This window comes from Mycobacterium sp. NGS56 (assembly GCF_059812425.1).
Genome location: NZ_JCALCQ010000012.1, coordinates 53,554 through 73,515 on the forward strand (window position 1 = coordinate 53,554; position 19,962 = coordinate 73,515).

The window sequence follows — 19,962 nt, forward strand, 5'->3', positions numbered from 1 at the left end:
GAGGTAGACCGTGACCGAAGACGCAATCAGCATTGGTGGAGTCGATCTCGCCGACCCACGCACGTACGCGGCGGGCATACCGCACGAGGCGTACCGCGCGCTGCGCGAGCGCATGCCGGTGGCATGGCACCCGTATCAGGACGGACCGGGGTTTTTCGCCCTGACCGGCTACGACGAGGTTCTAGCCGTCTCCCGCGACAGCGTCACGTGGTCGTCGGAGGCGACGGCGGTGTGGTTCGAAACACCCAGTGCGGATGACCTATTCGACCCGCGGGGCGTCATGATGATCACGATGGACCCGCCGCGCCACACCGCGCTGCGGACCCTGGTCAGCAAGGGGTTCACGCCGCGACAGGTCGCCAAACTCAATGCGCGCATCGAGGACATGGCGGGCGACGTGGTCGACACCGTCGTCGAACGAGGCGAGTGCGACTTCGTCAAGGCGGTCGCCGGGGCGTTGCCCTCATACGTCATCGCCGAATTGCTCGGCATTCCACTGATAGACGGTTACCGACTCTACGAGCTGACCGAAATCATGAATACCGGGCTGCTCGGCGACCAGCACGCCACCCAGGCAGCGATGGAAATGATGGCGTACTCCACAGACCTGATGGCCCGCAAGCGCGCGCATCCCGAGGATGACATCGCCACATCGCTGCTGCATGCCGAAGTCGATGGTCAATGCCTCACCGACCTGGAATTCAACTCCTTCTTCATGCTGCTGATCAACGCGGGCGGCGACACCACCCGCAACCTGGTCGCCGGCGCCATGTGTGCGCTGATGGAGAACCTCGAGCAGCGCGCCAAGCTGGAGGCCGACCCGTCACTGCTGCCGACGGCGGTCGAGGAGCTGTTGCGCTACGTCAGCCCGGTGATAGCGTTCACCCGGACGGCCATGGAGGACACCGAGCTGCGCGGGGTGCCGGTCAAGAAGGGCGATCGGGTGGCGATGTTCTACCCGTCGGCCAATCGGGACGAGAAACTCTTCGCCGATCCCGACCGACTCGATCTGACCCGAAACCCCAACCGGCACCTTGCATTCGGCGCGGGGGGCACACACTTCTGTCTCGGCGCGAACTTGGCCCGAGTGGAAGCTTGCGCGCTGATATCCGAGGTGTTGACGCGGATGAAGAACCTTGAGCCGGCCGGTCCCGTCGAACGGATGGCGTCGACCTTGATCAACGGCATCCATTCGATGCCGGTTCGGTTCACGCCGGGTTGCCCCGTGCGCACTCGGTGATCGCGTGAGATAAGTACCAGGACCCCAAGACAGGTAGTCGGCTACGCGTGTGCTTGACGGCCCAGACCTCGAGGCTGGGACATGAAGGTAAGCACCAACGACTTCTGGGGGCCACCATGACCATCACAGTTGACGCGCCGAGTTGCCCGAGCGTCTTTGATGCCGGATTCCCGACGATCGACTATGAGCATTGCCAAAGCCTGGAAGAGGCACACACGATCATCCGCCAGGTGCGGCAACAGGCGCCCATCGCCATCGGCCCCCATGGGCCGGAGTTTCTGACCTACGAACTGGTTCGAACCGTCCTGCGTGACCCGCGATTCCGCGTACCCCAGGGCATGTTCCTGGCCTCGCAAGGCATCACCAGTGGCCCGCTGTGGGAGCGGGTCGCAACGAACCTGATCAGCCTTGACGGGCCCGCGCACCAGCGGCTGCGCCGCCTTGTATCCAAGGCCTTCACACCGCGAGCCACCGCGCGGCTGAGCACCACGATCGTCGAGGTGATCAACGAACTGGTGGACGAACACAGCGCAACCGGGCGCTGCGACGTGGTCAGTGACATCGCCCGGCAATATCCGATCCCGATCATCTGTGCGCTTCTGGGCGCCCCGGCCGAGGATTGGAAGCTGTTCTCGGAATGGACGGACGACATCTTCAAGGCCTTCAGCTGGGAGGTCGCCACGCATGAGCGGACCATCTTGGCGGCATGGGATGAGCTCGACGCCTACATCGACGACATGGTCGCTCAGCGCCGGCTCACGTTGACCGACGACCTGCTCTCGGATCTGATCCGCGCCGAGGATGACGGCGATCGCCTCAACGCCGAAGAGCTGCGGATGCTGGTAGCGGGCCTGTTGATGGCCGGCACGGACACAACGCGCAACCAGTTGGCCGCCTCGGTGCAGGTGCTGTGCGATCACCCCGACCAGTGGGCGCTGCTGGCCGAACGTCCCGAACTCGCGGCGAACGCCGTCGAAGAGACAATGCGCCATTCGCCGATTGCAGGCCTCACCCTCCGCGTTGCCCTCGAGGACGTCGAGATCGCCGGATTCATGATCCCGGCCGGCACGCTGGTGATCGCCAACACCGCCGCCGCAAACCGCGATCCCGCCGTCTACGACGACCCCGACCGCCTGGACATCACCCGCGACGACCCCCTGCCGATGCAGACGTTCGGCGCCGGCATGCACTACTGCCTCGGTGCCAACCTGGCCCGACTGGAGCTCGCCGAAGCCCTGACGGTCATGGCGCGCCGCATGCCCAATGTCCGTCGCACCGGCCCCGCCCCGTGGAAGCCGCTCACCGCAATCAGCGGACCGGCTACGCTGCCAATCGAATTCGACGCGGGACGGTAGGCGCCGACCGCTCGTTCACTGGCCCTGCGCATACCGTCCGGCGATCACCTGCCGTCGAGCCGACGGCGACAGCACCGCCTCGTAGTGGCCGAGCAGCTCGTCACAGATGACCGGCCAACTACGGCCGAGCACGCTGCGCCTGGCCGCCGGCGCGTAGCGATGGCGTTCGTCGATCAAATGGGTGACGGCCGCGGGCAGCCTCGCCTCGAACTCATCGACACCCAGCAACAAGCCGGTACGCCAGGGTGTGACGAGGTCACGCGGGCCGCCGGCGTCGGGGGCGATCACCGGCAACCCCGACGCCAGCGCTTCTTGCACGACCTGACAAAACGTCTCGTGCTCACCGGGATGCACGAACACGTCCATGCTGGCGTACGCCGCGGCGAGTTCGTCGCCGTATAGCGCACCCGTGAAAACCGCTGTCGGCATTGCCGATCGCAGCTTGTTGCGGTCGACACCGTCGCCCACGATGACGAGCCGAACCGCGTCGTCGGCGGCAAGCCCGATGAGACGCTCGACGTGTTTCTCGGGTGCGAGGCGACCGACGAACCCGACGATGGGCTTGCCCTGCGGCGACCACCGTCGTCGCAGCGCCTCGCTACGCGCGGACGGGGCGAACCGCAGCACGTCGACACCGCGCGCCCATCGGTGCACCCGCGGAAACCGATGAGCGACAAGCGCTTCCATGGTCACGCTGGACGGTGCCAGGGTACGGTCGGCGAGCCCGTGCAGATGACGAAACCACGCCCAGGCGGCCCGCGCGGTCATCGGAATGCCGTAGCTCGCCGCGAACCCAGGAACGTCGGTTTGGTACACCGCGACCGTCGGCACCCCCAGCCAGCGGGCCGCCCGCACCGCGCCATAGCCCAGCAGCGCCGGCGAAGCCAGATGCACCACATGGGGATCGAACCCGCGCAACACCTTCACCAGCCGGGGCGTGGGCACACCGAGCGGCAGGGTGCTCACCTTGGGAAACATCCGGGACGGGACCCGGTGAACGCGGATCCCGTCGTAGATGCGATCCGCCCTGCGCTGGCCAGGAGGCGTGTCGGGCGCGATGACGAGGGCCTCGTGACCCGTCCGGCGCAGATGCTCGAGCACCCGGATCACCGAGTTGCTGACACCGTTGACCTCGGGGTAAAACGATTCCGCGACGATGGCAACGCGCACGGCACCACCGTGTCAGTCTCGGCTGTCGATAAGGTTGCCTGCGGGCATACGTCACGCGAAATCTGCAGGTCCGGCGCTTTTAGCTACCTGGTTTTCGGCCGCGTCCGGCGGCACGTCGCGACGGTCGAGCCACTTGTCCAGCAGCGCCAGCGCGATCAGCATCGCCGCCCCGGCGAGCCAGCCGACCACCGCGATGGATCCGGCGGGGATGATCGCCAGCCCGGCATTGCGATGCTGCACGCGCACCAGGTTCGGATCGTTCTTGTTGTACTCGACGTAGATCCGCATCCCGGTGGCCAAGTGGGACGGGTAGAGCACCCCGAGCTCGGGACGATAGGTGACCCGCTCGGGGGTGACGAATTCGATGGTCGAGCGGCGCGGCCCGGCACTGAGCACCTCCGCCTGAGCGACACCCATGTTGTGGCTGATCGCGATGTCGTCACGCCAGGCACCGGCCACCAGCAGCATGGATTGCAACGTGACCAGTCCGGCGACGATCAGCACCGCGATTCTGGCCCACCGCAACGCAATCCTGGCACGGGTTTTCGGCGGTTCGTCACTACGACCATGAATCAGTAAGCGCAGCAGAACCTTTGCGGAGGTCACCATCTATGTGCGCCTCATAGGGCGGCCTTGATGGCGGCGTGCAGCTGCCGCAGCGACGACCGGTCGGCCTTGACCTCCAGCACCCGCATTCCGGACCCGGGTTCGTCGAGCGCCGTGGGCAATTCGCCGACCTCGATCTGGCGGCTCTCCACGTGGTAGGCCCGGCAGAGCGCGCCCACGTCGACGTCGTGCGGTGTGCCGAAGATCCGTTGCGAGACGTCGGAGAACCGGGGGTCGCCCTGTTCGAGCAACTCGAAGATGCCGCCGCCGTTGTCGTTGGATACGACGATCGTCAGCCTGCGCGGGGTGGGCTCGGTGGGGCCGATGAGCAGCCCGGAACTGTCGTGCACGAACGTCAGGTCGCCGATCAGCGCAACGGTGCGCGCCGGGCTGTCCGGCCCGCCCGCGCGTTCGTGCGCCAGAGCCGCCCCGATGGCGGTGGAGACAGTTCCGTCGATGCCGGCGACGCCGCGGTTGGACCGCACCCGGATGTTGCGGGTGTCCAGGCCGACCAGCGCCGCGTCGCGGACCGGGTTGGATGCCCCGAGTACCAGCTGATCGCCGGGCACCAGCGCGTCGGCCACAGCCGCTGCGACGTGCAGGCCGGTGGTCAGCGGGTGCGCGTCGAGCTGGCTGCGCACGGCGGCCAGCGCGTGCCGGTTGGCCTCCGCGCAGCGATGCAGCCACGCCGGGTTCGGCGCTCCAGCGGTGACCGCCCGAGTCCCGGTGGCCTGCGAATTGCCCGAAACGTCCGGCCAGCGCGGCCCGGTGGTCAGTGCGAACACCGGCACCTGCGGGTCGGCCAGCAACGCCGATACCGGCCGGTGCAGGGTGGGGCGACCGAGCATGATCACCTGCTTGGGCCGCAGCAGGGGCAGCGCCAGTGGGTGCAACGGGTTGGCCGGGGCGGGCGCCGTCGGCTCGGCGACGGTCGGCAGCTGCGCCAGATTGGGCTGCACACCCGCGCCGTGACCCGCGATGACGACCGTGTCGGGGGACAGGTCGATCTTCAGCGGCTGGTCGAAGCTGACCGGCGGTGTGTAGGTCCACGGCCGCCCGCCCGGGCGGCCCTGCGGCGTCGCCGTTTGCGGGTCGGGGTCGGGCACCAGCGGCTCGCGCAGCGGGATGTCGAACTGCACGGGGCCGGCGTTGGCGGTACGGGAACCGGTGGCGGCCACCAGCACCCGGCACGTGGCCGATCGCCAGGTGGCGTTCGCCGAATCCAGCCGCTCGGGGGCGTCCTCGGCCAGGCCCAGGCTGATAGTGGCCCGCACCTGCGTTCCGAAGTAGCCCAGCTGCTCCATCGTCTGGTTGGCGCCGGTGCCCAGCAACTCGTAGGGCCGGTTGGCCGACAGCACGATCAGCGGCACCCTGGCGTAGTTGGCCTCGATCACCGCCGGGCCCAGGTTGGCGACGGCCGTGCCCGACGTCATCGCGACGCAAACCGGCGCGCCGGCCGCGATGGCCAGGCCGATGGCCAGATAGCCGGCGGTGCGCTCGTCGATGCGGACGTGCAGGCGGATGCGACCGGACCGGTCGGCGTCCTGCAAAGCGAAAGCCAGCGGGGCGTTCCGCGACCCCGGGCAAAGCACCACGTCGCGGACACCGCCGCGAATCAGCTCGTCAACGACGACGCGAGCCTGTGTCGTCGAGGGGTTCACTCCTACAGGGTGTCACAGCCCGCTGACGATGCCCGCCGCGCTGCGGCGGGATGAGGAAGCGGGCCATCCGACAGCAGCTCGAGGAGGCGCACTCAGCCCTTGGCGTCGCCGAAGAACTTGAGCATGGCCGCGTTGACGGCGTCCGGCCGCTCGAAGAACCCGAGATGACCGGCGTCTGGTATCTCCACATAACGGCCATTGGGCAGCGCGTCCGCCACCTCGCGGCCCATATGCGGCGGGGTCAGCACGTCGTCGGAGAAGCCGATCACCAGCACCGGGGTCGCGATGCTGCGGTAGGCGGTCAAGCGGCTGGTGTACGGCGCGATGTCGAGCTGCGCCCGGGTGCCCGGGGTGGGCTTCAGCGGCCAGGTGGAGAACATCGCGATCCAGTCGGCGACCGCGGTGTCATCGTTGAGCGTTTTGCGGGAAAAGTTTTCCAGCAGGCGGATTTTGGCGTCGTAGGCGGCCGGCATCTCGACACCGGTGTCGGACAGCTCCGCCTCGGCGTCGCGGAAGAACTGCCGGGCCCGGTCCATGCGGCCGCGGGTGCCCATCAGCACCGCCGAGCTGACCAGCTCGGGCCGGGCGAGCATGAGCTCCTGGGCGATGAACGCACCCATCGACATCCCGACGATGCGGGCCGGGGCCGCATTCAGGCCCTCGATCAGCGCCGCGGTGTCGGCGACCATGGTCTCCGTCGAGAATCCCTGGGCGTTCTCCGTGGCGCCGACTCCGCGATTGTCGAAGGTGATGACCCGGTAGCCGGCCGCCAAAAACGCGGGGACTTGATAGGGGTGCCAGGTCCGTCCGGCACCGCCGTGGCCGGCGATAAATACCACGGGCTCACCGGAGCCGCGGTCGTCGTAAGCCAGGTTGATCACCCGGACGACGGTACAAGCAACCGGTGGCACGCCTTGACCCGGTCGATCCACCACTGTCGCCGGTCCGGCGCCGCCCGCAGCGCCCGCAGCCGCTCCGGGTCGGGCGTGACCGGTCCCACCGGCAGGGCGCCGTCGACGGGCGCGGCGGTCTCGGCGACGTCGTCGACGAACAGCCCGCCGGTGCCCAGGCCGCAGGCGTGCCGAAGTTGCGGCAGGGCCGCCGCGGCGCTCAGGCCGGCGCCGATTCCGACCGCCGAATCCAGCGCGCTGGAGACCACGACCGGGATGTCGAGCTGCGCGGCGATGTCGAGCATGGCCGAAATCCCGCCCAGCGGAGCGACTTTGAGCACCGCGATGTCGGCGGCGTGCGCGCGGACCACGGCCAGCGGGTCGTCGGCCTTGCGGATGCTCTCGTCGGCGGCGATCGGCACGTCTGGCATATCCGGACGCCGGCGCAGCTCCGCGAGCTCGTCGACGCGCGCGCAGGGCTGTTCGAGGTATTCCAGCGGCCCGTCGGCCGTCAGCGCGGTCGCGGCCCGCACCGCCTCCTCGACGCTCCAGCCGCCGTTGGCGTCCACCCGCACGGTCGGGACCAGTTCGCGCACCGCGTTGACCCGTGCGACGTCGTCGGCCAGCGTCTGCCCTGGCTCGGCCACCTTCACCTTGGCCGTGCCGGCGCCGGGAAAGCGGGCCAGCACCTCGCTCACCTGTGCGGCGGGGACGGCCGGCACCGTCGCGTTGATCGGGACGCGGTCGCGCCGGGTCGGCGGCGGCTTTCGGTAGGCGGATTCGATGCCCGACGCCAGCCAGTGCGCGGCCTCGCGCGGCTCGTATTCGACGAAGGCCCCGAATTCGCCCCAGCCGGCCGGGCCGTCGATCAGCGCCACCTCGCGAGTGGTGATGCCGCGGAAGCGCACCCGCATCGGAAGCGCCACCACATGCAGGCGGTCGAGCAGGTCCTCGAGGGTCGGCGTCACGCGCCGTGGACCTGGCGGCCCGCCAGATACGTCGCCCGCACCTCGAGGTCGGCGATCTTTTCGGGCGGCACGGTTCGCGGGTCGGCAGACAGCACCACCAGGTCGGCGTACTTGCCGACCTCCAGCGAGCCGACGACGTCGTCGGAGAACAACTGCCAGGCCGCGTCGATGGTCTGCGCGCGGACCGCCTGCTCCACGGTCAGGCGTTCCTCGGGTCCGAGCACCCGGCCGCTCGGGGCCGTGCGCGTCACGGCCACGCTGATGTTGCGCAGCGGTTCTTCGGGCGTGACGGGCGGGTCGTTGTGCAAGGAGATGCGCATCCCGGTGGCCACCGCGGATCCGGCTGGCATCCAACGGGTTCCGCGCTGCTCGCCAAAGAGGCCGTCGACGATGACGTCACCCCAGTAGTGGATCTGATCGACGAAGATGCTGCAGGTCACCCCGAGGTCGTGGGCGCGCCGCAGCTGCTCGGGCCGGATGGCGCCGACGTGCTCGAGCCGCAGCCGATGGTCGTCGCGCGGATGGCGGCGCAACGCCTCTTCGTACACGTCGAGGATGGTGTCCACGCCCGCGTCGCCCTGCACGTGGCAGGCCATCGGCCAGCCCAGCGGAAAGTACGCGCCGACGATCTCGTGCAGCTGCTCGGCGGTGTAGTTGGCGCAGCCGCAGGAGCCCGGCGCGACGCCGATGATCCGGGTGGCCTCGGTGTCCAGGTAGGGAAACGACAGGTCGATGTTGCCGATCCAGGGCGAGCCGTCGACCCAGATTTTGATGCCGACCTGCCGCAGGATGTCGTCACCTTGTCCGGGTGTGGCGGCGGTGGACATCTGCGGGTTGGAGATCTCGTAGGTGCGCAGCCGCACCGTGAGGCGCTCGCGCAGCTGCTCGACCACCGGCCGGAAATTCGGGTCGAAGGCCATTTCCGAGCAGGTGGTCAGGCCGGCGCGGTTGAGCCGGGCGCACTCGGCGAGCAGCATCTGCGGGTAGTCGGCGAAGTCGATGGCCCCGCCCAGCAGCGGGAACACCGCGCCGGTTTCCTCGGCGGTGCCGTCGAGTTCACCGTTGGCGTCGCGGCCGTACCTGGCGCCCTTGGGGTCTGGGGTATCGCGGTTGAGCCCATGCACCTTGGCGGCGCGTGAATTGAAGTAGGCCTTGTGCCCCGAATTGTGGATGATCACCAGCGGGCTGTCGGGCGCGATGCCATCCAGCCAGCTCAGCGTGGGTTCCGGAAGCCCGCGCTGCAGCAGCGGGTCCCAGCCGTTGAGGAAGGCGCCGTCGGAGCCTCGCCGGGCGACCTCGGAGTGGATCGCCGCGACGACGTCGTCCGCCCTGCGCATGGTGACGGGCCGGATGTCGACGAGGCGGTCCGACAGCGCGACGGCCTCCATCAGCGGATGCCCGTGCGCCTCAACGAATCCCGGCATGACACAGCCGTCGCCGACATCGACGGTCCGGGTGCCGGGGCCGGCGAATTCGGCGACCTCGGGGGCGTCGCCGACGGCGATGATCCTGCCGTCGGCGACGGCGAGCGCCTCGGCCGTGGGCCGCGCCTCGTCGACGGTCAGGATGTTTCCGGTAACGACGAGATCTGCATCGGCCATGGGGAGGAATCGTACTGATTGCCGGTGTCCAACAGGGTGCGCCTGTCCCAAATTGCAACACGTTCTAGTCTTGCTCATGAGTCGCGTCGGCGACGATGCTACAGCGATGTGATGAGGAGGAGCGGCGCCATGACGGCCGACCAGTTGCGCACCCCGACCCATAACGGCCACCTGCTCGTGGGGGCGCTCAAGCGCCACAAGTCCAAGCCGGTGCTGTTGCTCGGCGACACCACGCTCACCGGTGGTCAGATGGCCGAGCGGATCAGCCAGTACATCCAGGCGTTCGAGGCGCTGGGCGCGGGCACCGGCGTCGCGGTGGGGCTGCTGTCGCTCAACCGCCCCGAGGTGCTGTTGATCATCGGTGCCGGACAGATCCGGGGTTACCGGCGTACCGCCCTGCATCCGCTGGGCTCCCTCGACGACCACGCCTACGTGCTGTCCGACGCCGGCATCAGTTCGCTGATCATCGACCCCAACCCGATGTTCGTCGAGCGGGCGCTGGCGCTGCTCGAGAAGGTGCCCGGGCTCAAGCAGATCCTCACCATCGGTCCGGTGCCCGAGGCACTCGGCGGCGTGGCGGTGGACCTGGCCGCCGAGGCGGCCAAATACGACCCGCAGCCGCTCGAGGCCGCCGAGCTGCCGCCGGATCAGGTCATCGGCCTGACCTACACCGGCGGCACCACCGGCAAGCCCAAGGGCGTGATGGGCACCGCGGCGTCGATCTCCTCGATGACCCAGATCCAGCTCTCGGAGTGGGAGTGGCCGGAGGAACCGCGGTTCTTGATGATCACCCCGCTCTCGCACGCCGGCGCCGCGTACTTCCTGCCGACGCTGATCAAGGGCGGCGAGATGCATGTGCTGCCCAAGTTCGATCCCGCGGAAGTGCTGAAAATCGTTGAATCCAAGCGCATTACGGCCACGTTCCTGGTGCCGTCGATGCTGTACGCGCTGATGGATCACCCGGATTCGCACACCCGCGACCTGTCGTCGCTGGAGACGGTCTACTACGGCGCCTCGGCGATCAACCCGGTGCGGCTGGCCGAGGCGATCCGCCGGTTCGGCAAGATCTTCGCCCAGAACTACGGGCAGTCCGAGGCGCCGATGGCCATCACCTACCTCGCCAAGGGCGAGCACGACGAGAAGCGGCTGACATCCTGCGGGCGACCGACGCTGTTCGCGCGGGTGGCGCTGCTCGGTGAGGATGGCAAGCCCGTTCCGCAGGGCGAGCCGGGCGAAATCTGTGTCAGCGGACCGCTGTTGGCCGGTGGCTACTGGAACCTGCCGGAGGCGACAGCCGAAACGTTCAAAGACGGCTGGCTGCACACCGGCGACATGGCCCGCGAGGACGAAGACGGCTTCTACTTCATCGTCGACCGGGTCAAGGACATGATCGTCACCGGCGGTTTCAACGTATTCCCGCGCGAGGTCGAGGACGTTGTCGCCGAGCATCCGGCCGTCGCCCAGGTGTGCGTGGTCGGCGCGCCCGACGAGAAGTGGGGCGAGGCGGTCACCGCGGTGGTGGTGCTGCGCTCGGATGCGCCCCGCGATGACGCGGCGATCGAGCAGATGACCGCCGAGATCCAGGCCGCGGTCAAGGACCGCAAGGGCTCGGTGCAGTCGCCCAAGCGCGTGGTGCTCGCCGATTCGCTGCCGTTGACCGGGCTGGGCAAGCCCGACAAGAAGGCGGTGCGCGCGCAGTTCTGGGAGGGCGCCGCCCGCTCCGTGGGCTGAGATTGGTGTTGCGCCGAGTGTGCGCCTGGCCGCACACTGGCGGTCGAACGTGCGGCTGGCCGCACACTCGGCATCGGGGCGCGGCAGGCCTGAAGTAACGTCGCTGGTATGGCCAGTGGCAAATCGGTCAAGCCGCCGTGGTGGCTGAAGCCGGCGAACAAGGTCTTCATCCGGATGACACGGCTCGGCATGAGCTTCGGCGGCGAAAGCCCCGTCGTGTTGACGGTCAAAGGACGTAATTCCGGCCGTGACCGCTCGACCCCGGTGACACCGATGACGGTGGACGGCAAACGGTATGTGGTGGGCGGATTTCCGGGGGCGGATTGGATCCGGAACGTCCGCGCCGCCGACCATGTGACGGTGGCGCGCGGCCGAAACCGTGAACGAGTACGGATGGTGGAGTTGTCCGTCGACGCGGCGCGGCCGTTCTTGCGGGCGTTTCCCACCGAGGTGCCCACCGGCGTCGGCTTCATGAAACGCTCTGGATTGGTCAAGGACGGACGTCCCGAGGAGTTCGAGGCGCTGGCCGGCGTGTGCCCGGTATTCCGGCTGGACCCGGCATAGGAGTTCAAAGAGATTGAGTGACAACCCCTTCGATGCGCAAGCGTGGCGTCCGGTCGACGGCTTCGACGACCTGACCGACATCACCTATCACCGCCACGTCGATGACGCGACCGTCCGGGTGGCGTTCGATCGCCCCGAGGTGCGCAACGCCTTTCGGCCGCACACCGTCGACGAGCTGTACCGGGTGCTCGACCACGCCCGGATGTCTACCGACGTCGGCGTGGTGTTATTGACCGGTAACGGACCATCGCCCAAGGACGGCGGCTGGGCGTTCTGCTCCGGCGGCGATCAGCGCATCCGCGGGCGCAGCGGTTATCAGTACGCGAGCGGCGACACCGCCGACACCGTCGACACCGCCCGCGCCGGCCGGTTACACATCCTCGAGGTGCAACGGCTGATCCGGTTCATGCCCAAGGTGGTCATCTGTCTGGTCAACGGGTGGGCCGCCGGCGGGGGGCACAGCCTGCATGTGGTGTGCGACCTCACCCTGGCCAGCCGCGAACACGCCCGGTTCAAGCAGACCGACGCCGACGTCGGCAGCTTCGACGGTGGTTACGGCAGCGCGTATTTGGCGCGTCAGGTCGGGCAGAAGTTCGCCCGGGAGATCTTCTTTTTGGGCCGCCCCTACACCGCCGAGCAGATGCACCACATGGGCGCGGTCAACGCCGTCGTCGACCATGCGCAGCTGGAATCGGAGGCCATCGGATGGGCGCGCGAAATCAACGCCAAATCGCCTCAGGCACAACGCATGCTGAAGTTCGCGTTCAACCTGCTCGACGATGGCCTGGTGGGCCAGCAGCTGTTCGCGGGCGAGGCCACCCGGCTGGCGTACATGACCGACGAGGCCGTCGAGGGCCGCGACGCCTTCCTGGAAAAGCGGGATCCGGACTGGAGCCGGTTCCCCCGCTACTTCTAGCGGCAAGCGCGCCGGGGCCACCGCATAGACTCGCGTCACGTGAGCAAGAGTCCCCTGCGCCGGATCGCCGACCAGCTGGTGCTGGCGACCATGCGTCCCCCCGCGGCGCCGCAAGTGCTGGTCAACCGTCCGCTGATCAAGCCGATCGAGCTGGCCCGCAAGCGCATCCTGCTCACCGGGGCGTCGTCCGGGATCGGTGAGGCCGCGGCCGAACAGTTCGCCAGGGCGGGTGCCACGGTGGTCGTCGTCGCACGCCGTAAGGATTTGCTGGACGCGCTGGCCGAGCGGATCACCACCGCCGGGGGGGATGCGTTGTCGATCCAGTGCGACGTCTCGGATATGGACGCCGTCGATACGCTGGTCGCCGACGTCGACAAACGTCTCGGCGGAATCGACATCCTGATCAACAACGCCGGCCGGTCCATCCGCCGGCCGCTGGCCGAATCGCTGGAACGGTGGCATGACGTCGAGCGGACCATGGTGCTCAACTACTACGCGCCGCTGCGGCTGATGCGCGGGCTGGCGCCGGGGATGATCGAGCGCGGCGACGGCCACATCATCAACGTCTCCACCTGGGGGGTGATGTCGGAGGCCTCGCCGCTGTTCGCGGTGTACAACGCCTCGAAGGCGGCGCTGTCGACGGTCAGCCGGGTGGTGGAAACCGAGTGGGGCGACAAGGGGGTGCACTCCACCACGCTGTACTACCCGCTGGTCGCCACCCCGATGATCGCACCGACGAAAGCCTACGAGGGGGTGGCCGCACTGACCTCAGATGAGGCCGCCGAATGGATGCTCACCGCGGCCCGTACCCGCCCGGTGCGCATCGCACCACGGATCGCGATCGCCGGCCGGGCGCTGGACATCTTCGGCCCGCGCTGGGTGAACGCCATGATGCAGCGCCAAAGCATCCAGCCCAACCGCAATACCGATGGCTGACCCGGCCGGGTGGTAGACACGATTTCATGGAGATCCTGGCCAGCCGGATGCTGCTGCGGCCGTCGGACTATCAGCGGTCACTAGCCTTCTACCGCGATGAGATAGGCCTGGCGATTTGGCGCGACTACGGCGCCGGGACAGTGTTTTTCGCGGGCCAATCGCTGCTGGAGCTGGCCGGTCACGGCGCGCCCGACCCCACTGAGCGGGCCTTCCCCGGCGCACTGTGGCTGCAGGTCCGCGACATCGAGGCCACCCAAGCGGAGCTGGCGGGTCGCGGGGTAAAAATCGCCCGTGAAGCGCGGCGCGAACCGTGGGGCTTGAAAGAGATGCACGTGACCGATCCGGATGGCCTCACGCTCATCTTCGTCGAGGTGCCGCCGGAGCACCCGCTGCGGCGTGACACACGAGGTGAACGACAGGGAAACGCCGGTTAACTGCGAGGTAACATCTGGCGACGGTTCAAGGTACACCCGCGTTTCGGCTCCCGCGGTATTCGACAATGCGAACCTCCAACCACCAGAATCAGGCGATGTGAACATCCAATTGTTCCTCTTGACCATTGTCGTAATCACGGCATTGGCTTTCGATTTCACCAACGGCTTCCATGACACGGGCAACGCGATGGCGACCTCGATCGCCAGTGGTGCGCTCAAGCCCAAAGCAGCGGTCGCGCTATCTGCGGTGCTGAATCTGGTGGGCGCGTTCATGTCCACCGCCGTCGCCGCAACGATCGCCAAAGGCTTGATCGACGGGCACATCGTGACGCTGGAGCTGGTTTTCGCCGGCCTCGTCGGCGGCATCGTGTGGAACCTGCTGACGTGGCTCCTCGGTATCCCCTCGAGTTCGTCGCACGCCCTGATCGGCGGCATCGTCGGCGCCACCATTGCCGCCGTCGGCGCGCACGGCGTGATCTGGAAGGGCGTGGTGTCCAAGGCGATCATCCCGGCCGTCGCGTCGGCGATCCTGGCCATCCTGATCGGCGCGGTAGCGACCTGGCTGGTCTACCGGATCACCCGCAATATCCCGAGCAAGCGCACCGAAGCCGGCTTCCGATACGGTCAGTGGGGCTCGGCATCGCTGGTATCGCTGGCCCACGGCACCAACGACGCGCAGAAGACGATGGGCATCATCTTCCTGGCACTGATGTCCTACGGCTCGGTCAGCAAGACCGCCTCGATGCCGCCATTGTGGGTCATCGTCGGCTGCGCCTGCTCGATGGCGCTCGGCACCTATCTGGGCGGCTGGCGGATCATCCGCACCCTGGGCAAGGGGCTGGTCGAGATCCAGTCGCCACAGGGCATGGCGGCCGAGTCCTCGTCGGCCGCGGTGATTTTGCTGTCCGCCCACTTCGGCTACGCGCTGTCGACCACCCAGGTCTGCACCGGCTCGGTGCTGGGCAGCGGACTGGGCAAGCCCGGCGGCGAGGTCCGTTGGGGCGTCGCCGGCCGCATGGGCGTCGCGTGGCTGGTCACGCTTCCGCTGGCGGGGCTGGTCGGCGCGATCACGTACTGGATCGTGCATCTTATCGGCGGCTACCCGGGCGCCATCGTGGGCTTCGCGCTGCTCATCGCGGTGTCGGCCACCATCTACGCCCGCTCGCGCAGGGTCAAGGTCGACCACCACAACGTCAACGCCGAATGGAAGGGCGACCTGACCAGCGGGCTTGAGGAGCCCGACGATCAGCGCCCGCCCTCGGACGCCGGCCCCACACTCGGCGGCGGTATGCCTTCTCCACTGGACTCCGACGACCCGACGGTCAAGGCGAGCGCCTGATGAGTCACGTCAGCGACTGGTTCAACTACCAGGCCTCGCTCAAGATCCTGGTCTTCGCCATGCTGGCCGGCGCCGCCCTACCGGGGTTGTTCGCCCTGGGTCTGCGATGCCAGGCGATCGGCGCCGGACAGGTCAGCACCGATAGCGGGCCGCCACAGAAGAACCCGGCGTTGCTGGCGATCGCGTTTGCGATCTATGCGGTGGTGATCTTTGTGATCGCCCTTGCTTTGCTGTACATCTCGCGGGACTTCATCGCCCATCACATCGGCTCCCCGTTCCTCGGCGCCAAACCCAAGTAGCATCAATTAATGCCCACCGATTTGCTCAGCCAAAAACCGGGGGGAGCTGCACCAGCATGAACGGGTTCCTCAATTCCATCGTCTCCTGGCTTCGCGCGGGATACCCGGAAGGGGTTCCGGCGACCGACACCTTCCCGGTGCTGGCGTTGCTGACCCGCCGGTTGTCCAACGACGAAGCCAAGGCGGTGGCCTGTGAGCTGGTTCGCCGCGGCGAGTTCGACGATGTCGACATCGGCGTGCTGATCACCCAGATCACCGACGAGCTGCCGTCGCCCAGCGACGTCGAGCGGGTACGCGTGCGGTTGGCGGCCCAGGGCTGGCCATTCGACGACGCCGACGAGGCCGGGGACCCGGCATAGCCGTACTGCGCGCGCTGCATGTCCCGCCGGGCTCGGCGGCCTCGTCGCTGTTGCCCGCACTCGAACGCGTGCTGGACGGCCGTGACCCCGCATTGGTCGCCCTGGCCGGGGCCGATGCTCGTGAGTCGAATGCGCTGCGGGCGGGTCTGCGCGTCGGGGAGGCCATCGACGACGACGTGGCCCTGGTCGCGGCGACGTCGGGAACCACTGGGGTTCCCAAGGGCGCGATGCTGACCGCCGCCGCCCTCACCGCCAGCGCGATGGCCACCCACGACCGCCTTGGCGGCCCGGGCAGCTGGCTGCTCGCCTTGCCGCCCCATCACATCGCGGGGGTCCAGGTATTGGTGCGCAGCGTGCTCGCCGGCTCGGTGCCGGTGGAGATGGATGTCTCCGCAGGGTTCAAGGTCGACCAATTACCCGCTGCCATAAGGGGTTTGGGTCAGGGAAGACGCTACACCTCGCTGGTCGCCGCGCAGTTGGCCAAGGCACTCGGCGACCCGGCCGCCACGGCCGCCCTCGCCGAACTGGACGCCGTGCTGCTCGGCGGCGGACCCGCGCCGCGGCCGGTTCTTAACGACGCGGCCGCGGCGGGCATCACCGTGGTCCGCACCTACGGCATGAGCGAGACCGCCGGGGGGTGCGTGTACGACGGTCTCCCGCTGCACGGGGTCCGGCTGCGCACGGTCGACGGGCGCATCGTCATCGGCGGCGCGACGCTGGCCAAGGGCTACCGCAACCCGGTTGACCCGGATCCGTTCGCCGAGCCGGGCTGGTTTGCGACCGACGATCTCGGCGCCCTCAGCGACGCGGGCGTGCTGACCGTCCTGGGCCGCGCCGACGACGCGATCAGCACGGGTGGGTTGACGGTGTTGCCGCAGCCGGTCGAGGCGGCGCTGTGCAGTCATCCGTCCGTCAGCGATTGCGCGGTGTTCGGAGTGGCCGACGACAGGCTGGGCCAGCGGGTGGTCGCGGCGATCGTGGTGCGCGACGGCTCCGCCGCGCCGACCCTGGACGCGTTGCGAGCGCAGGTGACGCGCACCCTGGACGCCATTGCCGCGCCGCGCGAGTTGCATGTCGTCGACGCACTGCCGCGCCGCGGCATCGGCAAGGTCGATCGGACGGCGTTGGTACGCCGGTTCGCCGGCACGAGCGATCAATAGGCTGTTCGTCCGTGAGGATCGCTCGACGGGGGGCATTGCGCGAAGCGGTCGCGGTCACGGTCGGGGCGGTGCTGGTGGCGGCGGCGTTTGTGCTGCCGCGGGTGAACTCGGGCGTGCGGCCACGTCAAGACGTCGGCCCCGAAAGGTTCGCCACCCACGCCGGCTCCGCGCCGATCTTCGGCGAATGGTTGATCCACGCCAGCTGGGGTACCGGACCCGCGATTGCCATCGCGATCGCCGTCGTGGCGTGGGGACCCCTTCTGGCGCAACGCCTTTCGTGGCGGGTGGTGACGCTGGGCAGCTGGGCCACCGCATGCGGGTGGGCGTTCGCTCTGGCGATGATCGACGGGTGGCAGCGCGGCTTCGCCGGCCGGCTGACCACCCGGGACGAATACTTGTGGCAGGTGCCCGGCATCACCAACATCGGTGCGACCCTGCGCACGTTTGCCAGCCGTATCGTGGACTACCAGCCGAACTCGTGGACGACGCACGTGTCGGGGCATCCGCCCGGTGCGCTGTTGACCTTCGTCTGGCTGGACCGGCTCGGCCTGCATGGCGGCGCCTGGGCCGGGCTGCTGTGCCTGCTGGCCGGCTCGAGCGCCGCGGCCGCGGTGGTGATCGCCGTGCGGGCGCTGGCCGACGAACGGACCGCGCGGCGCGCCGCCCCGTTCGTCGCCCTGGCGCCGACCGCGATCTGGGTGGCCGTCTCCGCGGACGGCTACTTCGCCGGGGTGGCGGCGTGGGGCATCGCCCTGCTGGCGATGGCGGTGCATCGCCCGGTCCGCTTCCCCGCGCTGACGGCCGCGGGCGCGGGCCTGCTGTTGGGCTGGGGGGTGTTCTGCAACTACGGCCTGATGTTGGTGGGGTTGCCGGCGTTGGCGGTGCTGGCCGCGGCCCAGAACACGAGGAATGGCTGGGCGGACTGGCGAGCGATCCTGCGGGCCCTGGGCCCGGCGGCGCTGGGCGCGATCGCGGTGGCGGTGACCTTTGCGATCGCGGGATTCTTCTGGTTCGATGGCTACACCCTGGTGCAGCAACGTTATTGGCAGGGCATCGCCAAAGACCGCCCGTTCCAGTATTGGAGCTGGGCCAACCTCGCATGCGTGGTGTGCGCGATCGGGCTGGGTAGCGTCGCCGGTATCAGCAAAGTGTTCGACTGGCCCGCCATCGCTCGCCGCTCCGGTTTCCATCTGCTGTTGTTGGGCGTGCTGGCCGCAATCGTCGTCGCGGACCTGAGCATGCTCAGCAAGGCCGAGGTGGAACGAATCTGGCTGCCGTTCACCGTCTGGCTCACCGCGGCGGCCGCCCTGCTGCCGGCGCGGTCACACCGGATCTGGTTGGCGCTCAACGCCCTCGGTGCGCTGGCGCTCAACACGATCATCCTGACGCACTGGTAGGAACCCGATCGCCTAGATTCCGGCGGCACGGGTGACGCGGGCGAACCGGCTGGTGGGTGCGCAGGCGTCGCGCACCACCGCGATGTCGTCGACAAAGTCGACATCGGCCAGCGTACCGACGGTCACCACTTCGATGCCGTTGTCGCGCAATGCCTTCACGGTCAACTCGCCGGTTTCGGGCACGGACATCGGCACGTTGCACAGGCAGCGTGCCATCGCGGCATCCGCGATTCCGAGCACCCACCAGCCGCCGTCGCAGGCCGGCCCGAGAACGGCCGGCGCCTCGAGCAGCCGGTGCGCGCAAGCCGTCAACAGGTCCGTGCTCACCTGAGGGGTATCCATCCCGATCTGCAACACCGGAAGCCCGTCGGCCGCGTCGGCGTGCGCGTTGGCCAGCTTGGCGGCGAAATCCTTTCCGCGCTGGGGAATCACCGTGAACGACGCCAGCCGCTGCCGGATTTCGGCGGCGCTCGCCGCGGCGTCCAAGTCGCCGGCCAGCGCCACCACCCGCGCCGTCACCGGCGCGACGGCCACGGCGTCGAGGGTGTCAAGCAGTGCGGCGGCGGCGATTTCGGCGGCGACGCGGTCGCCGACGGCCGCCGCGAGCCGCGTCTTGGCCCTGCCCGGCTCGGGCGCCTTCGCGACCACCAACAGGGTGACCGGAAGGACGCTCACGAAATCACCTTCCAAAAATCCAGGATCGCGGTGATGCTGCCCCGCAGCGAACCGCTGACCTTCGACTTGCCGCCCGTCCGGGGGCCGTAGCTGACGTCGAGTTCGACGACGCGCCAGCCGGCGGCCGCCGCCCGCACCAGCAATTCCAGCGGATAACCCGATCGCCGGTCGGCGACGCCCAGCTGCAACAGCGCGTCGCGCCGGGCGACCCGCATCGGCGCGATGTCGTGCACCGGCAGGCCGTGGCGGGTGCGCAGTCGCCAGCTCATGACCACGGTGCCCACCCGGGCCACCCAGGGCCAGTGCAGCCCGGGTACGGGCCGGCGCCTGCCGGTCACCAGGTCGGCGCCGCGCTCGAGCTCGGCGATCAGCCGGGGCAGATCGGCGCCATCCATCGAGCCGTCGGCGTCGATCACCGCCACGATCGGGGTCGTCGCGGCCAGCACGCCCGCGTGGACGGCCGAGCCGTACCCGGCCCGCGGTTCGGCGACGACCTGGGCGCCGTGCCGGCGTGCGACCCCGGCGGTGTCATCGGTGCTGTTGTTGTCCACCACCAACGCTTGGTAGCCCGCGGGTATGGCGCTTAGCACCGCGGGCAGCGACTCCTCTTCGTTGAGGCAGGGCAGGACCACCGTGACCAGGCCATCGGTGTCGGGCACCC

General features: G+C 68.7%; 20 protein-coding genes. 12 read left to right on the plus strand and 8 right to left on the minus strand.

Annotation, left to right across the window (positions count from 1 at the left end; genetic code table 11):
- The first annotated feature begins 10 nt into the window (after positions 1 to 10).
- Both AC5Y4F_RS22115 and AC5Y4F_RS22120 read left to right on the plus strand, forming a co-directional pair.
- Positions 11 to 1,240 (plus strand): cytochrome P450, encoded by a 1,230-nt coding sequence (locus AC5Y4F_RS22115; protein WP_082947568.1) that lies wholly within the window; start codon positions 11 to 13, stop codon positions 1,238 to 1,240.
- 116 nt (positions 1,241 to 1,356) lie between these two features.
- Positions 1,357 to 2,595: a cytochrome P450 gene (locus AC5Y4F_RS22120; protein ID WP_067933603.1), complete on the plus strand. Its 1,239-nt coding sequence runs from the start codon at positions 1,357 to 1,359 to the stop codon at positions 2,593 to 2,595.
- Between the two features lie 15 nt (positions 2,596 to 2,610).
- On the opposite strand, the gene AC5Y4F_RS22125 is transcribed toward AC5Y4F_RS22120, so the two are convergent.
- The 6 genes from AC5Y4F_RS22125 to AC5Y4F_RS22150 form a co-directional block, all read right to left on the minus strand.
- Complete coding sequence (locus AC5Y4F_RS22125) at positions 2,611 to 3,765, minus strand: glycosyltransferase family 4 protein (protein WP_067933605.1); 1,155 nt, start codon at positions 3,763 to 3,765, stop codon at positions 2,611 to 2,613.
- A 51-nt stretch (positions 3,766 to 3,816) separates the two neighbouring features.
- Complete coding sequence (locus AC5Y4F_RS22130) at positions 3,817 to 4,371, minus strand: DUF3592 domain-containing protein (protein ID WP_156750022.1); 555 nt, start codon at positions 4,369 to 4,371, stop codon at positions 3,817 to 3,819.
- Positions 4,372 to 4,385: 14 nt separating this feature from the next.
- A complete protein-coding gene (menD, locus tag AC5Y4F_RS22135; protein ID WP_067933609.1) occupies positions 4,386 to 6,032 on the minus strand; it encodes a 2-succinyl-5-enolpyruvyl-6-hydroxy-3-cyclohexene-1-carboxylic-acid synthase in 1,647 nt (548 codons plus the stop codon).
- Between the two features lie 92 nt (positions 6,033 to 6,124).
- Positions 6,125 to 6,913 (minus strand): alpha/beta fold hydrolase, encoded by a 789-nt coding sequence (locus tag AC5Y4F_RS22140; RefSeq protein ID WP_067933611.1) that lies wholly within the window; start codon positions 6,911 to 6,913, stop codon positions 6,125 to 6,127.
- Positions 6,910 to 7,890 carry an o-succinylbenzoate synthase gene (locus AC5Y4F_RS22145; RefSeq protein WP_067933613.1) on the minus strand — a complete coding sequence of 327 codons (981 nt, stop codon included), beginning with the start codon at positions 7,888 to 7,890 and terminating at the stop codon, positions 6,910 to 6,912. The genes AC5Y4F_RS22140 and AC5Y4F_RS22145 overlap by 4 nt, the downstream gene beginning before the upstream one ends.
- A complete protein-coding gene (locus tag AC5Y4F_RS22150; protein ID WP_499998673.1) occupies positions 7,887 to 9,491 on the minus strand; it encodes an amidohydrolase in 1,605 nt (534 codons plus the stop codon). The genes AC5Y4F_RS22145 and AC5Y4F_RS22150 overlap by 4 nt, the downstream gene beginning before the upstream one ends.
- A 111-nt stretch (positions 9,492 to 9,602) precedes the next feature.
- Here AC5Y4F_RS22150 and fadD8 point away from each other — a divergent pair, with 111 nt between their 5' ends.
- The 10 genes from fadD8 to AC5Y4F_RS22200 all read left to right on the plus strand — a co-directional run bounded on the left by fadD8 (position 9,603) and on the right by AC5Y4F_RS22200 (position 18,626).
- Positions 9,603 to 11,222 carry a fatty-acid--CoA ligase FadD8 gene (gene fadD8 / locus AC5Y4F_RS22155; RefSeq protein ID WP_369829692.1) on the plus strand — a complete coding sequence of 540 codons (1,620 nt, stop codon included), beginning with the start codon at positions 9,603 to 9,605 and terminating at the stop codon, positions 11,220 to 11,222.
- A gap of 108 nt (positions 11,223 to 11,330) precedes the next feature.
- Complete coding sequence (locus tag AC5Y4F_RS22160; RefSeq protein ID WP_067933619.1) at positions 11,331 to 11,786, plus strand: nitroreductase/quinone reductase family protein; 456 nt, start codon at positions 11,331 to 11,333, stop codon at positions 11,784 to 11,786.
- Between the two features lie 13 nt (positions 11,787 to 11,799).
- Complete coding sequence (locus AC5Y4F_RS22165; protein ID WP_499998682.1) at positions 11,800 to 12,702, plus strand: 1,4-dihydroxy-2-naphthoyl-CoA synthase; 903 nt, start codon at positions 11,800 to 11,802, stop codon at positions 12,700 to 12,702.
- A gap of 39 nt (positions 12,703 to 12,741) precedes the next feature.
- Positions 12,742 to 13,638, plus strand: a complete 897-nt coding sequence (locus tag AC5Y4F_RS22170) for an SDR family oxidoreductase (protein WP_067933622.1) — start codon at positions 12,742 to 12,744, stop codon at positions 13,636 to 13,638.
- 26 nt (positions 13,639 to 13,664) lie between these two features.
- A complete protein-coding gene (locus AC5Y4F_RS22175; protein WP_499998684.1) occupies positions 13,665 to 14,072 on the plus strand; it encodes a VOC family protein in 408 nt (135 codons plus the stop codon).
- A gap of 97 nt (positions 14,073 to 14,169) precedes the next feature.
- A complete protein-coding gene (locus tag AC5Y4F_RS22180) occupies positions 14,170 to 15,411 on the plus strand; it encodes an inorganic phosphate transporter (protein ID WP_499998685.1) in 1,242 nt (413 codons plus the stop codon).
- Positions 15,411 to 15,710 (plus strand): hypothetical protein, encoded by a 300-nt coding sequence (locus AC5Y4F_RS22185; RefSeq protein WP_067933628.1) that lies wholly within the window; start codon positions 15,411 to 15,413, stop codon positions 15,708 to 15,710. The genes AC5Y4F_RS22180 and AC5Y4F_RS22185 overlap by 1 nt, the downstream gene beginning before the upstream one ends.
- A gap of 56 nt (positions 15,711 to 15,766) precedes the next feature.
- Positions 15,767 to 16,069, plus strand: coding sequence for a DUF3349 domain-containing protein (locus AC5Y4F_RS22190; RefSeq protein WP_067933631.1), 303 nt, complete (start codon positions 15,767 to 15,769; stop codon positions 16,067 to 16,069).
- A 68-nt stretch (positions 16,070 to 16,137) separates the two neighbouring features.
- Complete coding sequence (gene menE, locus AC5Y4F_RS22195; RefSeq protein ID WP_499998790.1) at positions 16,138 to 17,229, plus strand: o-succinylbenzoate--CoA ligase; 1,092 nt, start codon at positions 16,138 to 16,140, stop codon at positions 17,227 to 17,229.
- 35 nt (positions 17,230 to 17,264) lie between these two features.
- Positions 17,265 to 18,626 (plus strand): hypothetical protein, encoded by a 1,362-nt coding sequence (locus AC5Y4F_RS22200; protein ID WP_499998792.1) that lies wholly within the window; start codon positions 17,265 to 17,267, stop codon positions 18,624 to 18,626.
- Between the two features lie 12 nt (positions 18,627 to 18,638).
- Here AC5Y4F_RS22200 and AC5Y4F_RS22205 read toward each other — a convergent pair whose 3' ends face one another.
- Together AC5Y4F_RS22205 and AC5Y4F_RS22210 are read right to left on the minus strand one after the other, a co-directional pair.
- Positions 18,639 to 19,301: a TIGR04282 family arsenosugar biosynthesis glycosyltransferase gene (locus AC5Y4F_RS22205; protein WP_499998686.1), complete on the minus strand. Its 663-nt coding sequence runs from the start codon at positions 19,299 to 19,301 to the stop codon at positions 18,639 to 18,641.
- Positions 19,298 to 19,960 (minus strand): glycosyltransferase family 2 protein, encoded by a 663-nt coding sequence (locus tag AC5Y4F_RS22210; RefSeq protein ID WP_067933638.1) that lies wholly within the window; start codon positions 19,958 to 19,960, stop codon positions 19,298 to 19,300. Before AC5Y4F_RS22210 ends, AC5Y4F_RS22205 begins: the two co-directional genes overlap by 4 nt.
- Positions 19,961 to 19,962: the final 2 nt, after the last annotated feature.

What these genes read in the sequence shown, in the direction of transcription:
- AC5Y4F_RS22120 (WP_067933603.1), top strand. Translation starts at nt 1,357, where the DNA reads ATGACCATCACAGTTGACGCGCCGAGTTGCCCGAGCGTCTTTGATGCC.
- AC5Y4F_RS22150 (WP_499998673.1), bottom strand. Translation starts at nt 9,491, where the DNA reads ATGGCCGATGCAGATCTCGTCGTTACCGGAAACATCCTGACCGTCGAC.
- fadD8 (WP_369829692.1), top strand. Translation starts at nt 9,603, where the DNA reads ATGAGGAGGAGCGGCGCCATGACGGCCGACCAGTTGCGCACCCCGACC.
- AC5Y4F_RS22160 (WP_067933619.1), top strand. Translation starts at nt 11,331, where the DNA reads ATGGCCAGTGGCAAATCGGTCAAGCCGCCGTGGTGGCTGAAGCCGGCG.
- AC5Y4F_RS22175 (WP_499998684.1), top strand. Translation starts at nt 13,665, where the DNA reads ATGGAGATCCTGGCCAGCCGGATGCTGCTGCGGCCGTCGGACTATCAG.
- AC5Y4F_RS22185 (WP_067933628.1), top strand. Translation starts at nt 15,411, where the DNA reads ATGAGTCACGTCAGCGACTGGTTCAACTACCAGGCCTCGCTCAAGATC.
- AC5Y4F_RS22190 (WP_067933631.1), top strand. Translation starts at nt 15,767, where the DNA reads ATGAACGGGTTCCTCAATTCCATCGTCTCCTGGCTTCGCGCGGGATAC.